The 16,437-nt window shown below is 63.2% G+C and carries 5 protein-coding genes; all 5 read left to right on the forward strand.

Features of this window, described 5'->3' with window-relative positions:
* The first annotated feature begins 325 nt into the window (after window positions 1–325).
* The 5 genes from ACZ54P_RS04895 (at window position 326) to ACZ54P_RS04915 (ending at window position 16,393) form a co-directional block, all read left to right on the forward strand.
* Complete coding sequence (locus tag ACZ54P_RS04895) at window positions 326–7,027, forward strand: LamG domain-containing protein (RefSeq protein WP_465460258.1); 6,702 nt, start codon at window positions 326–328, stop codon at window positions 7,025–7,027.
* A 95-nt stretch (window positions 7,028–7,122) separates the two neighbouring features.
* The gene (locus tag ACZ54P_RS04900) at window positions 7,123–13,329 is read left to right on the forward strand and encodes a polymorphic toxin-type HINT domain-containing protein (RefSeq protein WP_465460259.1); all 6,207 of its coding nucleotides are present in this window, start codon (window positions 7,123–7,125) and stop codon (window positions 13,327–13,329) included.
* A 1-nt stretch (window position 13,330) separates the two neighbouring features.
* Window positions 13,331–13,750: a hypothetical protein gene (locus ACZ54P_RS04905; protein ID WP_465460260.1), complete on the forward strand. Its 420-nt coding sequence runs from the start codon at window positions 13,331–13,333 to the stop codon at window positions 13,748–13,750.
* A gap of 1,831 nt (window positions 13,751–15,581) precedes the next feature.
* Window positions 15,582–16,082, forward strand: a complete 501-nt coding sequence (locus ACZ54P_RS04910) for an STAS domain-containing protein (RefSeq protein WP_465460261.1) — start codon at window positions 15,582–15,584, stop codon at window positions 16,080–16,082.
* Between the two features lie 20 nt (window positions 16,083–16,102).
* Window positions 16,103–16,393: an iron-sulfur cluster biosynthesis protein gene (locus ACZ54P_RS04915; RefSeq protein ID WP_465460262.1), complete on the forward strand. Its 291-nt coding sequence runs from the start codon at window positions 16,103–16,105 to the stop codon at window positions 16,391–16,393.
* Window positions 16,394–16,437: the final 44 nt, after the last annotated feature.

A 16,437-nucleotide genomic window follows, 5' to 3' on the forward strand; every position in this document is an offset into this window, starting at 1 on the left:
TACGATCGCCTTGAGGCGTGACGGCGGCGTCGATATCCGGGCAACAACTTCGGCGGCAAGTCGGAAAAGTGCCAACCGGTTGTTGCTCGAACCTGGCAATTGGCGTGTCTTGAAGAGCTGACACAAAATGGTCTGGTCCACGTCATGATCATTCACTCTGTTGGAGTCTTCCTTCACTCGATAGTGATCGTGAAGAGTCATGGTGACTTTGTGGGTCGCGTGGCGTCGGGGACGCGTGCTGACCGGGCCGAGGGGGTCCTTTTCAATGATGCGTCCGTCAGTGGCGCGTGGTTTCAGGCTGCGCGCGTTACCCATGGTGTTCCTGATGTTGGCCGGTGTCGTCGTGGTGACGGCGAGTTCGCCGAAGAGTTCGCTGCCTACGGCCGTGGTCCCTGTTGCGGAGGCGCCGGATGCCGCTAGTGCGTTCGCGGCGGCGCGGTTGCAGGGCTCGCCGGTCGGGGTGGCTGATCAGACCGCTGAGGCGAAGAAGGTGCTGGCGAATCCTGACGGGACGTTGACGGCGCAGTTGTCGCCGCAGCCTGTACGGGTCCGTAAAGGCAGTGGTTGGGTCCCGGTCGACACAGTGTTGACCTCCGTACAGGACGGCACGGTCAGACCGAAGGCGGCCGTGGCAGACGTGGCGTTCTCCGCCGGTGGCGAGGGGCCGCTGGTGCGGTTCTCGCGTAACGGTAAGAGTCTTGCGTTGCGGTGGCCTGGTTCGTTGTCGAAGCCTGAGCTTGACGGCGGCACGGCCAGGTATCGGGAGGTGCTGCCCGGCGTCGACTTGGAGATGCAGGCAGAAGCCGAGGGCTATAGCCAGCGTTTCGTGGTCAAGACCCCAGAGGCGGGGCGTAACCCCGCGTTGTCGTCGATCAAACTCGCGCTCGAGACGGAGGGCGTGCGGCTCACGTCGGATGGAACAGGCCGGGTTCAGGCCGTCGATGGCGGCGGGCAGAAGGTTTTCGTGGCGCCGGCGGCGACCATGTGGGACGCCAGGGGGCGCGAGAGCACGAGCACGCCTGTCGAGGTCGCGATCGATCGTTCGATGATGACGTTGAAGCCGAACGTCGCGATGCTGGCGGATCGGGGCACGCGGTACCCAGTGGTGGTCGATCCGGACATGCGGTCGCCGGGGCAGAGTATGTGGGCGAAGGTGTTCCGCGGCTATCCCGATGGCTCGTACGTCAATGGCACGGGTGACGGGGACGCTTGGGCGAAGGTCGGTAAATGTACCTGGAGTGAATGCGGAAGCATCGACCTCGCGCGTACCTACTTCCAGTTCGATACGGCATTCCTTGCCGGAAAAGAAATCAAGACGGTCAATTTCAACACGGCTGTGGTGCACGGTCCGAACTGCGACCCCAAGGAACATGAGCTCTTCATCGCAAGAGACAACATCTGGTGGGGAACGACCTGGAACAACGCGCCCGGTGGGGATCTTGTTTCCACTGTCTGGGTGCCCAGTAACTGGAATTCCTGCTCGGGGAACAAGCCGGTCGGATTCCCGGTCGGCCTCTACATCAACCCGAACGGTCCTTCGACCTACTTCCTGAAGGCGAAGTCCGAGACGGATTCCGACGCGTGGCGTAAGTACGACGTGCCCAGCACGATCCTGCAGATCACCTACAACACGCGGCCGAACCCGCCGCACGACATGAGGACCGATCCGCCGCTGCCCGCGCCGTGTCGCTGGTGTGACGGTGTGCCGTATGTGGGGGACCCATCGATCCGGCTGTTGAGCAGGTTGTCCGATCCGGACGCCAACGACCAGCTCCGTCCGGTGTGGGATATCTACGGCGGGGCTCCGGACCAGCGGGCTCCGGCGATCTACCAGGCATCGGGTGCCTATCACAGTACTGATGTCGATCTGACGAAGCGGAATGGGCAGCGTGTCACGTGGACGGTGTGGGGTCACGATTCCGCGGATGGTGGTGATTGGCGGAATGGGCCCGGCCCGTTCATCGTCGATCGGACGGGGATCGGTATCAAGCCGACGGTGACAGCGCCGCTCTACAAGGCGGACAATGCTTGGCATGGTGGTGTCGGCGTGCCGGATGTGTTCGAGTTCGATGCGAGCGACGCGACCACCAAGGTCACGGATGTCGACCACTACCTGTACGGCTGGACGGATCCGCCGACGACGCCGATCGACGCCATCGCGCTCGGCGGTAAGGCTTACGCGAAGCTGACCCCTCCTGGTGACGGGCCGCGGGACCTGTATGTGCAGAGTGTCGACCGGGCCGGGCATCGCAGTCCGACGCAGACGCACCACTTCTACGTGCGAGCGGGTAACGGCCCGTTGGCGCAGTGGTCGTTGGAAGGCAACACGAAGGACACCGCCACGCTCGGGTTCCGCGACGCGACGCTGAACGGCGGGCCCGTCTATGTGCCGGGCAGTACCGGGTCAGGGCTCAAGCTGGATGGCGTCGACGACTACATGACGGCACCGATTTCGACGAGTACGTACCCCAGTTTCTCCTTCTCGGGCTGGGTCAATCTCGCCGAAAAGAAGCCGGGCTGGTCGACATTGCTGAGCCAGAACGCGTCGACAACGGCGATGGTGAAGCTCGGGCACACCGGCACCGCGACCGATCGCTGGGCATTGGAGTTCCGGCCTGGAAACGACCCGGCTACGGCGCCGACGACGGTGCCGTCGCTCACCACGGCGCAGACGAACACGTGGACTCATCTCGCCGGTGTCTACGACTCCGAGGCGCAGCAGATCCGGCTTTATGTCAACGGTGACCTGCAAGGCAGTGCGGCATGGAAGTCCCCGTGGCCCGCGACTCATGAGTTCGCGGTCGGTCGCGCGATCGTCAACGGCGTCGGGAAGGACTACCTGGCCGGTGCGGTCGACGAGATCCGCACCTATGACCGGGTGCTCACCGATGCCGAGGTCAAGTCCGCGGTCACGCGGGACAACGTCACCGCGGGCTACTGGAATCTCGACGACGCGGACGGAACGACCGCCCGCAACGCCGCCGCGGGCGGTGAGATGGCGGTGCTCCAGCCCGGCGCCAGGTTCGCTCCCCAGGGCGCGGTCAACGGAGCAGCCACCTTCGACGGGGTCAAGGGATTCGCGGCCACGTCAGGACCGGTGGTACGGACCGATCAGAGTTACGCGATCACCGCCTGGGTGAAACCGGACAAGGTCGGTGACATGACCGCCGTGTCGCAGGACGGCACGACGGTGAGCGGTTTCTATCTCAAGCAGAACAACGGTTCCTGGGTCTTCGGCGTGAACCCGGGTGACGCCACCGGTGGCACGGCGACGGAGGCCAGGTCCGGGGCGAACACGGTGCAGACCGTGCCGTGGACACACCTGGCCGGTGTGTACAACGCGACCGCCAAAACCCTCACGCTCATGGTCAATGGGAAGCAGGTCGCGAGCGTCCCGGCTCCTGCGACGCCGTGGCACGCCACTGGTCCCTTCGCCATCGGGCGAGGGAAGTACGGGGCACCGCTCGGCTACTGGTCCGGCGGGATCGACGAGGTACGTGCCTACAGCCGCACTCTCGACCTCGCGGAGATCCAGGGCATCGTCGCCCAGAACAACGTCACCGCCGCTACCTGGAAACTCGACGGCGACGCGCAGGACACGTCAGGGGCGGCGATTCCGAACCACGGCACGGCGCGAAATGGTGCTCAATGGGGCGCGGGGCAGACCAGCTACCCCGACGCGACTGATCTCGCGGTGAACCTGGACGGCATCGACGACTACGTGAGCGCGCCGGCGCCGGTCAACACCGGCATGAGCTTTTCCGTCGCCGCCTGGGTCAAGATGACCAACAAAACCCCAGGTTGGGGTGCTGTGGTGAGCCAGAGCGGGCAGAACGTGTCCGCGTTCAACATCGGCTACACCGGCACTGCTGACGACCGTTGGGCCTTCGCGATGCACGGCCCCGACAGCACGGCACCGAACTCTGTCGTTCGTGCGCGCTCGGCGCAGCCGGTCCAGAGTGGTGTCTGGACACATCTGGCCGCGAACTACGACAGCAACACCGGTGAGATGCAGCTGTATGTGAACGGCACCCTGTCCGGTACCGCGACGTTCACCGCACGGTGGAACGCGACCACTGAGTTCGACATCGGCCGCGGCAAATGGGCCGGTAACTGGTTGGACAACTTCGGCGGTGCGGTCGACGACGTCAAGGTCTACAGCCGCACCTTGTTCACCGACGAGATCCGCACCATGTCCGGGCAGGACCTCACCCTGGTGCACAACTGGCAGCTCGACGAATCCAGCGGCACCAAGGTCGCCGACTCCACCGGTGCCCGCACCGGAACTCTTGAGCCCGGGGCGCAGTTCGCGCCCGGCCGTGTCGGGAACGCCGTCCAGTTCGACGGAAAAACCGGTGCTGTCGGTACCACCGGTGTCGACCTGCGGACTGACGAGAGCTTCAGCGCGTCGGCGTGGGTCTATATGGACCGCAAGTCCGACATCGTCTCCAAGCTCACGGCTTTGAGCATCGATGGCGAGCGGACCAGTAAGTTCCGGCTCGGGCATGTCGCCGACGAGATGAACGCGACCTGCTTCGATGGAGTCTTCGAGAATCCGAACGCCTGCGGCAAGTGGGTGTTCGAGATGGCCGAGTCGGACTCGGATGCGGCACCGATCACCAAAGCAGCTGTGTCCACTTTGCCGGCCGAAATCAACACGTGGGTGCATCTGGCCGGCGCCTATGACCGGCAGACCAAGAAGACCTGGCTCTACGTCAACGGAAAGCGCGTTGGGGATGGAACGTTGAACGCGCGCTGGCAAGGGGCCGGAGCGGGTCAAATCGGCCGCGGCTTGACCGCCGACAAGCCGAGCCAGTTCTGGACCGGCAGAGTTGACGATGTCCGCCTTTACACGACAGCTCTGGACAAGGAACGGGTCTCGGGCCTGTACAAGTCCTATCCCGCCGCTGATGGTGGCCCCGCGACGTTGCCGACGGCTGACGCTGCATATTGGCGCTTCGATGAGAAAGCCGGGCAGACGGCCCAGGATGTCAGTGGCCGGGGTAAAAACGCGACGCTCAAGGGCGGGGCGGGCTGGACCGACGGGAAGATCGGGCCGGCGGCGTGGCTGGACGGGACGACCGGTTACGCGGAAACCACCGGGGCGGTCATCGACACCACGAAGAGCTTCTCGGTCTCGGCTTGGGCGCATTTGACCAAAACCGACAGTGGCTACTACAGCGTCTTCGGTCAGGACGGTAACAGAGTCAGTGCTTTCCTTGTCCAGTACGACGGCGGTACGAAGAAGTGGCGTGCCGTGGTGCCCAGTGCGGATCAGGACGACCCCCCGGCGGCGTCGCTCTGGTCGGCCCAACCCGCGGTCCTCAACGCATGGACCCAGCTCGCCGTGGTCTACGACGCCCAGTTCCGGCAGCTCAAGCTCTACGTGAACGGCGTCCAATCCGCCATCCAGGTCGGAGTCACCTCGATCTCGTCGTCAGGGCCCTTCACAATCGGCCGTGCCCGCTGGAACGGGAACAACAACAACTTCTTCCCCAGGGGCATCGACGACGTCCGCGTCTTCTCCAAGGCCCTCAGTGACGGGGAAGTCCGCAAGGTGCACGACGAATTACCTCGTGGAGACGGCGGTGCCTGGCGATTCGACAACGGCACCGGCAAGGACTACAGCTGGCGAGGCAACGCCGTCGTCCCGACCGGTGGCGCGTCCTTCGTACCGGGGGTGAGCGGTACCGCGTTCAAGCTGAACGGAATTGACGGGCAGGCCACCGCGCCGGAGCGGGGTTTGGCCATGGAGGACAGTTTCACCGTGTCCGCCTGGGCCAACCTCGCCCGTACCGATCAGGTCGCGACTGTGCTGTCGCAGGACGGTGCGCGGATGAGCGGCTTCACTCTCCAGTACCGGCCGGAAGCCGGACGGTGGACGTTCGGTACGACCGCCCAAGACGTCGACGCGTCACCTGTGTCCTACGTCAGCTCGTTCGACCCGGCGGTCGTGAACCGGTGGACACATCTCACCGGCGTCTACGACCAGGCCGCGCGTCAGCTCCGGCTGTATGTCGACGGGCAGTTCGCGGGCAAGAAGGACGGTGTAGTCCTCTGGCAGGCGAACGGGTCCTTCGCCATCGGCCGCGCCAAAACCAACGGCAAGTCCGCCGAGTTCTTCCCCGGCATGATCGACGAGGTCTACGCCCACTACGGCATGGCCTCGGAAGCAACCATCCGAACGTACGGCAGCTTCCCCGCACCCGACGGCGGCCAGCTGGGCAGCTATGTCGACGGGGCAGGACGCAAGCGAACGGCGAGCACGAGTGTCACACCCGCGGCCGGTTACCGGTTCGACGGGAGCTTGGGCATGCTCATCGACGGCGCCCAGCCCAACACCCGTGTGCTGTACTCCTGCCAAGCTGGCACGGATTTCTTCACCTCGACCGACGCGGCCTGTGAAGGTAAGTCCAAGATCGGTGAGATCGGCTCCGTCTACACCCAGCAGCCGACCAACATCTCCACGATCCCGGTCTACCGGTGTACCTCGTCGAATGGGCATTTCGACAGCCGCCAGGCCGACTGCGGGGGAGCGACCCAGGAGTCGCTCCTCGGCTACACACTCGCCTACGCACCGCTCGTGCGCTACTACAACAACGCCGCCTACGACCACCTCAGCACCACACAAGCGGTCCGCCCCGGCTACTACGCCGAGTTCCGGCACGGGTACCTGTCACTGCTCCCGCAGACCGGAACACAACCCCTCACCGCGTGCGTGAACGATGCTGACCAGTTCGTGTCACTCGACACGGCTTGCGAGGGCAAAAGCGTCATCGGTCCGCTCGGACAGCTGTGGACACAGCGGCCGGAAGGGCCGGACGTGCAGGTCCTTTATCGGTGCGGCAGCGGAAGCATCGAGTCGATGACCAACACCAGTGACAGCTGCGGCGCCATGGGCAACGACCGCTTGCTCGGCTACGTCATCACCAAGCTTCCCCAGATCGCACCGGTCTTCGCCGCATCGAGCAGCGGAACCACGGCAGGGCGCGAACCCGCACCTCCGGCAGGGACCGGCGGCGGATAGACCGCCGCCGGAGTTCGCGACCCCGATCGACCACAGCCATTCGAGGCGGCCCCACACCACGGGCAAAGCCTCGCCGCGTACAGCCTGGAGAATCGATGCGACAGACGTCGACCACACGCCGCACTTCGAGAACCATCACCGTGGCGTTGATTTGCTCGCTGGTCGTGACCGGCGTCAGCACCTCGCAAGTCGCGAACGCCGCCGTAGGGCCGAGCGTCGAACTGCCGAACATCGGCTCTACCTCGGTCACTCAGCAGACGATGCAGGGGCGTACTCCCGACGAAGCCAGCCTGGCGGCGCTCACCGGGAACCAACCCACGGGTTCCACCACCCCCGACGGTGGCGGAACCAGCAAAGCGACCTCCCTGTCGCCTACAGCTACCTGGGACGTGTCTACACAAACGGGAGACTTCTCCTGGTCGTATCCACTGCGTGTGCCTCCCGCCCCGGGGAACCTGACGCCCAACCTCGCTTTGTCCTACACCTCGTCCGCGGTTGACGGGCGCACGAGTGCCACGAACAACCAGGCATCTTGGGTCGGGGACGGATGGGACCTCCACCCGGGCTTCGTCGAACGGGCTTACGGTGCTTGTCAAGACGACAAGGAGAACGGAACGGCACCACCGAAGGTCGGCGATCTCTGCTGGAAGAACGACAACGCGATCGCTTCATATAACGGTTCCGGCGGCAGGCTGGTTTACGACGCCGCAAAGAAGACATGGCGCCAGAAGAGTGACAACGGCTCCCGCATCGAGCACCTCACCGGAGCCGCGAACGGTGCTCGTGACGGCGAATACTGGAAGATTACCACCGTCGATGGCACTCAGTACTTCTTCGGCTCCGCACCGGCCTCCAAGTCGACCTGGACCGTCCCCGTCTATGGCGACGATGTCGGCGAACCGTGCCACGCGGCGGACAACAAATTCGAGAACTCGGCCTGCGTCCAGGCGTACCGCTGGAACCTGGACAAGGTCGTGGACCGCCACGGCAACCTGATCCTCTACACCTACGACATTGAGACCAACACCTACGGCCAAAACCTGAAAGACACCCCGGTGTCCTACGTCCGTGGCGGAACACTCAAGGAAATCCAGTACGGACTTCGTGACGGTGACTCAACGCCCGCGACCGGCAAGGTGACCTTCACGACCGAGGACCGTTGCGTTCCCGGCAGCCTGTGCACCCTCGACAAGCCAGAGAACTTCCCCGACGTCGCCCTGGCAGACCGCTGCGAAGGCACAACCTGTAAGGACCACTACAGCCCCACGTTCTGGTCGACGAAACGGCTCGCCAAGATCACCACCCAGGTCCGCAAGAACAACAGCTACGCAGATGTCGACAGCTGGACTCTGGAACATCAGTTCCCGGATCCCGGTGACGGCCGGAAAGCCGCTCTCTGGCTCAAAAGCATCGCCCATACCGGTCATGTCGGAACACCGATCGCATTGCCCAAGGTCACCTTCGAAGGCACGAAGCTCGCGAACCGGGTGGACAAAGGCGACGGGCCAGGCCCCCTGAACCGGTATCGGCTCTCCGCGATCGTCTCCGAAGCCGGTGGTGTCACCAGCATCAGGTACGCGCCCGCCGACTGCACCGCGACCTCCTTGCCGGACAAACCGGAAACCAACACCAAACGTTGCTTCCCGGCCACGTGGACACAGCGCGACTTCGCCGAGCGCACCGACTATTTCAACAAGTATGTTGTCGAATCAGTCGTGGAGTCCGACTGGATGAGTACCAGCAGTGAGCAAGTCACCGGCTACTCATATCCCGAAGGTGCGGCGTGGCACTACTCCACAGCTGATTTCGAGACCGAAAAAGACAAGACCTGGAACGAGTTCCGCGGGTTCGGCAAGGTCATTGTCCGCACCGGCAAGCCCAACGACCCCAGCGGACCGATGGGCTACACCGAAACCCGCTACTTCCGCGGCATGCACGGGGACAAGCTCCCCAACAACGGCTCACGGACGGCGAGCGTCCAAGACAGCGAGGGCGCCGCTTACGTCGACGAGGACTGGCTCCAGGGCTTCACCCTCGAGACCATCATCAAGAACGGCGAAGCCGGGGCCATCGTCGGTAAGACGATCACCGAACCTACCTGGCAAGGACCGACTGCCACCCAGGGGGCCTTGAAGGCATACCTGGTTAACACCGGTGTTAAGCGCGGATTCGCGGCACTGGCCTCGGGTGGCTGGCGCATCGCGAAATCCACGACGGAATACGATCCCAACGGCTTGCCCACCAAGGTCAGCGACTTCGGTGACATCGCCGTCTCCGGGGACGAGCACTGCACGACCACGACCTACGCGCAGAACACCACACGGTGGCTGTTGAGTTTCCCTTCGAGGGTCGAGACCCTCTCTGCGGGATGTGGTCTGCTGCCGGTGTATCCGCGAGACACCATCTCCGACGTCCGGCTGTCCTACGACGGGCTCGCGCATGGTGTTCCGCCCGCTGTCGGCGATGTCACGCTGGCTGAAGAAGTCGACAGCTACAACGGCTTCACTCCGGTTTACCGGACCAGTTCCAAGACCAAACTCGATGTCTATGGTCGTCCGCTCGAGATCACCGACGCCGATGGCAACACCGCTACTTCCATCTATACGCCCGCAGTCGGCGGTCCTGTCACTCAACTCGCTACCGCCAACGCGCTCGGGCACAAGACGACTACCGTGTTCGAGCCCGCTTGGGGGTCACCTCTCACGGTCACCGATCCCAATAATCGCGTCACGGAGACCAGCTACGACGCGCTCGGGCGTAAAACGGAAGTCTGGCAGCCGAACCGGCCCCGAGCAGAGAACGCTCAAGGCACCGCCCGCTTCGTCTATGACGTCCGAAAAGACGCACCCAGCTCGGTTACCACCACGCAAATCGGCCCCAAGGGGAATTACGCCACCTCGACCGCGATTCTCGACGGTCTCTACCGAACCAGACAAGTTCAGGCACCCGCACCCGGAGGCGGCAGGCTGCTGGTAGACACGCGTTACGACTCACAGGGCCGTGCCTACAAGACAACGCAACCGTTCTACAACGACCAGCCGGTCGATACTTCGCTCTGGGAGGCCAGTGACCTCAAAGTCCCGGGCCTGACCTTCACCGAGTTCGACGGCGCCGGCCGGACCACCGCATCGATCTACCAGGTCAGCGGACACGAAAAGTGGCGAACCAGTACGGCCTACGGCGGAGACTCGGTGAGCGTCACGCCGCCGGAGGGCGGTCTCGCGACCCGTACGATCACCGATGCCCGTGGCCGTACCCGCAGCGTCTGGCAGTACCACGGTGCGCAGCCGACCGGCGACTACGACGAGACCAAGTACGACTACACCCCTTCCGACAAGCTTGCCACCATCACGGACTCGAGCGGTAACCGCTGGTCCTACACCTACGACACCCACGGCTCGCTGATCCGCGCCGACGATCCTGACCGCGGTGCCACCACCTACACCTACAACAAGCTGAACCAGCAGATCAGCAGCACCGACGCCCGCAATGTCACCCTCGCCTACGGCTACGACAAACTCGGCCGGAAGACCGGCGTCTTCAAAGACAGCCTGGCGGGGACCAAGCTCAGTGAATGGGTCTACGACACCGCGCATAAGGGGATCGGGCAGGTCGCGTCGTCAACTCGCTGGGTCGACGGGAACGCCTACGTCAAGAAGGTCAACGTCTACGGGCCGCTGTACCAGCCGACCGTCCAGTCGATCATCATCCCGCCGATCGAGGGCCCGAAGCTGGCCGGTACCTATCAGTCGTTCTTCCAGTACAACTGGGATGGAAGCCTCGGCGGTGCGGGTATTCCGCGGGCCGGTGACCTGTCAGTCGAAAGCATGCTCTATGTCCACGACGATTTCGGATACCTCCAGAGCACCGAAGGCGGCGTGGACGATGACTACCAGGACTACGTATCCGAGACCAGCTACACCCGCTACGGCGAACCACAACGATTGCAGCTCGGCGGTGAAAGCAGCACCAGCACCGACGGGAAACGCGCCTGGCTGTCGTACTACTACGACACCAATACCCGGCGGCTCGATCGAACCATCGTTGACGCCGAGGTTCCGCAGCCGATGCAGACCGACACCAGCTACACCTACAACCCGGCGGGCAATATCACCTCGATCGGTAATGCCCCGCTGGGACAGCCGGTCGACAAGCAGTGCTTCGGCTACGACTATCTGAAACGTCTCACCGAGGCATGGACGCCCACCAACGCGGATTGCGGTGCGCCTCCCAGTGTCAGCGGTCTCGGTGGTCCGGCCCCGTACTGGCAGTCCTTCACCTATGACAAGTCCGGCAACAGGACTGGTGACACCCAGCGCCTGGCCGGTGGCGACATCACCCGCAAATACAGCTATGCCGCTCCCGGAACCGCCAAACCGCATGTACTGAACTCCGTCACCACAGAAGGATCTACAGGCGGTAAGACGACTCAGTACACCTACGACCAACTCGGCAACACCAAGACCCGCCCCGGTGTCTCCGGGCAGCAGAACCTCGAATGGAATGTTGAGAACAAGCTCGAAAAGGTGACCGAGGGAGCTTCGAGCACGTCGTTCCTCTACGACGCCGACGGCGATCGGCTGATCCGGCGTGATCCGACGGGCACGACGCTTTACCTCGGGCAGCAGGAGGTTCGCCTCGACAAGGCGAGCGGGAACGCGACCACGACGAGGTACTACACCCACGGCGGGGCGACCGTCGCGATGCGGACCGGCGGCGTCTTGACGTGGCTTGCCGGTGACCATCAGGGCACCACGCAGGTCGCGATCAATGCGAACGACCTCACGGTCAAACAGCGGCGTCAAACCCCCTTCGGCAGCCAACGGGGCCAGGACGCGGGCATGCCGGGTGAGCGTGGTTTCGTGGGTGGCACGATCGATGCCTCGACCGGGCTTACGCATCTTGGCGCCCGTGACTACGACCCCGATCTGGGCCGGTTCGTGTCGTTGGATCCGCTTCTCGACCCGTCCAGCCCGCAGCAGATCAACGGCTACAGCTACGCCAACAACAACCCGATCGCGCTGAGTGACCCCACTGGTCTAGCTCCTGAGGACTCGCCGGGCTATTGCGTCGGCTGGCGTGGTGACTGCGGGATCGATCCGGTGGCCGGAAGTGGTATCCACGGTCACTACAGCGACCAGCAGCTCTCGAACATGAACGTCAAGCGCGGTCAGCCGGGTGCTAACGAGAAACGCCGGCAGTTCGAGCAGTCGCGAATGACCGGCGGGAAGAAGCCGAAGCGTCGTCCTCAGACGCCCCTGGAGTGGATAGACGCCGTAGCGGTGCCCTGGACCGGCGCAGGCGCGGTCTGGCAGTTGTTCAGGTCGGAAAGCCTCTCCGACGCCGCACATAACGGACTTGACATCGTCGGCTACATTCCCTTGGTCGGCGAGGCTGCGGATATCGTCAACGCGGCAATCTATGCGGGTGAGGGCGACGACTTCAACGCAGGGCTCTCCGCTGCCGCCGCTATTCCCTTCGTCGGCTGGGCGGCCGCAGGCGCCAAGGCTGCTGCTAAGCAGGGTACGAAGTTGGCCGGTGACGCTGGCCCGGCCGCGGCCAAATGTGCCACGCCGAATAGTTTCGTTGCGGGGACTCGGGTGCTGCTTGTCGGCGGGGTGACAAAGCCGATCGAGGAGGTCGAGGTCGGTGACGAGGTCGTCGCTACAGACCCTGAAACCGGCCGCACCGAGCCGCGTCCGGTAATCGCGACGATCGTCGGTGAAGGTCAGAAGAACCTGGTCGAACTTACCGTCGACATCGACGGTCCCAGCGGGGACAAGGTTGGCGTGGTCATCGCGACTGATGAACACCCGTTCTGGTCGCCAGGGCGTGCATCCTGGACCAACGCGACCGAACTTAAAGCCGGTGATACCCTCCGGACGGATATCGGAGCGGTCGTCACCGTAGCTAAGGTCGACCGGTGGCTGTCCCAGCGCCAGCGCGTCTACAACCTCACCGTAGACACCCTGCACACCTACCACGTACTCGCCGGGACCACGCCGATCCTGGTGCACAATGAAGGCGGGGATGATTATAACCAGGCAATGAATAAGGCTATGGCCTGGCTTCAGGAGCGCGGATTTAAGGCGGAAAGGTCAACTATCGGCAAGTTTGGAGATATCCAGGGTAAGCCTATTGGCATGCAGACCGCCGATGGCAAAACGGGATTCAGGGTCGAATACGACCAGAGAAATGGCGCTCATATCAATGTCTGGAGTGGAAAAGAAAAAGGGCCACACTATAACTTCGATGCTCGAGAGTCGACTGTGACCAAACTTCAAGGACATTTTGGATGTTAGAATGACTGGTAATTACTGGGAAGATGCTGTATATGCGGTGCCACCGCTTGATGATTTAAAAAGGTGCGACACGGCGGCTATTCTAGGCTGGGTTGGAGAAAATTTCCCGCTAGACGGGTCCAAGATTGACTGGCAAAGCGTGCAAGGTCGTCACGTGCATCGGAGTATTACTGATGGCGCAGAGATGACTGCGGTAGTGGTCAGGGAAATATGTCAGCGAATTCACTCGGGGGTGATGGTTGAACATGCCGGGGATGGACTCTCTCCGTATGGTGTCTGTTTTACTGACGAAATTTCGTCCTCGGCTGTAGCTGCATTGCTTGAGATACCAGAGCATCATTATTTTGTCGCGAAGGATCGAAGCTGGATTGTAGTCGTTACTACCGAAGGAGATCTCGACATTGTAGATCAACTGCTATAGCAGGGAGGCAAATGCTGCAAGTCGCAGGTGGTGACATCACTCGGAAGTGCGGCGACGCCGCATCCAGGCATCCTGAAGCTGCACCTGCTGAACGCGGTCACTTCGTAGGGCCGGCGGGCGCCAAGACAGCCCAGTACGCCTACGATGAACTGGGCAACACTTAAGACCCGCCCCGGCAAGGCGACGAGCAGTTCGTGGTCGTGCTGCACGAGCAGATGTGCTTCACCTTTTCCCGGTACCAAGTCTCCTGCCAAGACCTCGCTATCAGGCCGGACCTTCGAGAGCAGGTTGTACAACTCAAGCCGTCGGCGCTTCGAGTCGCCCGCCGCAGGCAGGACTTCACTCGAAACGATTGCATGCGATCGTCGTCGCGCGGGACCGGTACCACTGGTCTCATCAGGTCTCATCGATTGTTCCTTCAAGGAAGCCACAATGTTCGGTCGACGAGAGGTAGATCCCCTCGGGGAGCCCGGACAAAGCCTTCTAGGTGTGGTAGGCGAAGGACTGCAGCAACTTGTCGAGAGCCACCTTCACCGCTGGGCAGGCACGGCAACCCTCGTGGGCAGTCGCGATCAGATACAGCCGGTTGGCAGATGACGCGGCACGGTAACGCCACTTCGGGCACGGAGCCCACCGCACGCGCCCGCCAGTCGCGGGCCAGGCGTTCTGCGGACGACGTCACAATGGCGCGCTGCTGATCGGTCAATGCGTGGGAGTCCGCTAGGGCGTCGTAATGGGATCGCGCCCAGCGTGGGTCGTCCTCGACGTACAAATTTGGACTATCTTAATGCTCGGTGAAAGCTACATGCACTGTCGCGTTTGCGGCCTTATACAGAGTGACCCTCCGTGGGGGAAGACGGGAAGACGCCCAGCTACGATATCTGCGACTGTTGTGGAACTGAATTTGGATACGAGGATGCAACCCCCGTTGGAGTAGCTCGCGCTAGGGAGAAGTGGGCGAGGTCGGGGTTTCAATGGGTGCACCCGTCGGCCCGCCCTGATGGTTGGTCGGCCGATGTTCGACTTATGGAGGCGACCCGCTTCGATGATCATTAGCAGGTCGACAACCTAACCCCGTGGCCGCTGGGACCGTTCCTTGTGGAACTAACACCGATGATCGCACTGCGATTAGGTTTCCGAGGCCTTCGTTTGCTGGTCCCAGGTTGCGGGATTGACCATAGGTGGGAATAGGCAGCTGCTATTTGCGTCGTCGGGCAGCCTGAGCGCAACTTTGCAGCAAGGCTGTGATCTTGTTGCTGTAGGCACGCCCGCCACGATTGACCGGCAGAGCTTCCGGGCGCTGCTGGCAACGTTGTTCAGGCCAGGCGAATGATGCCTCGGTTCTCCACGTAACGGGCGAGCTGGTGGAGCTTCTCAGCAGCCGACCGTAGCGTTGGAAGAGTGGAGCGGTGGGGGATCACGCCGTCTCCGATTGGGCTCCGTTGCTGACGTAGAGCCCGAGACGACCTGATAAAGTCTGACACCCGGTGCGGCTGTGATGTCCGCGTTGACCTGCGCGGATGGTCAATATTTGACACTGCGCGGCACTGCCTGGCACCGCGGCGGAGGGGACTTTCGATCCATAGGTTCTGGGTTCGAGCCCCAGGCGGCCCACTCTTTCCTGGTCCACGTTCGGTGGGTCACCCGGGGAAAACCCGTCGAGCAGGCGCTGAAGGATCCCCATCGGGGTAGGATTCGAGCGACAGCGCCGGAGTGCCCAGACACCGCCCTCACGACGATCGACCGTCAACGAGGCCGCATCTGTTCCTCCTCCGTGCACCTGTCCGTGCGGCGAGTTTCAGCAGCGGTCGGCAAGGTCTGGAGCCCGCTCGTGAAACTCATAACGCTCGATCTTCGTCGTTCCCGCCGTCCCAGCGCGGCGCTCGAACCAGTGGAAGCCGAACTCGGTGTGGTCAGAACGGTCATCGAGGTCCCGGCCGCCGAGGAACCGCCGCCGCATAGAGCCCCGCCGTTGACCGTGGCGGTCGAGCAGTGTGGCCGGACGCTGGTCGTCGCGGTGGACGGCGATGTGGACCTGCACACCGCGCCCGCTCTGCGCGAGGCGATCGCATCGGCGTTGGCGGATCGGCCGAAGCGGCTGGTCGTGGACCTGACCGACGTCAGGTTCCTCAATTCCACGGGGCTGGAGGTCCTGCTGGGGGCGCACCGGCAGGCCGGTTCCCATACCGATCTGCGTGTCGTCGCCACCACGCGCGCGACCTGGCGCCCGATCCAGATCGCCCGGCTGCACGAACAACTGATCATTCACACGTCACGCTCGGCGGCCATCGCGGCGCCGGTCGAAAGTCCGCTCGAATCGACAGAGTCTTGATGGCGAAAGAAGGACCCTCGATGTTCACCATGACCGAATCGGCCACCGAAGCGATCAACCAGTTGACCACGGCACAGAACGTCCAAGCGGAAGGCGGGCTGCGCCTGACCCTCAACGGCCTCCCGGAGGACGGTGCCGCGCTCGACGTCGAAGTCGCCGCGCATCCCGCCGCGGGCGACGACGTCATCGCGACCACGAGCACCCAGGTGTTCCTCGCCCGCGAGACCCGGGTCCGCCTCGCCGACAAGGTTCTCGACGTCCGCAAGGACATCGACGGTCACTACACCTTCCTCATCACGACAGCGGCCTGAGCGACCGGACGATCCTGGGCTACGTCCTCTCTACGTCAAGCGTC

Source organism: Amycolatopsis sp. NPDC034160, from assembly GCF_055575355.1.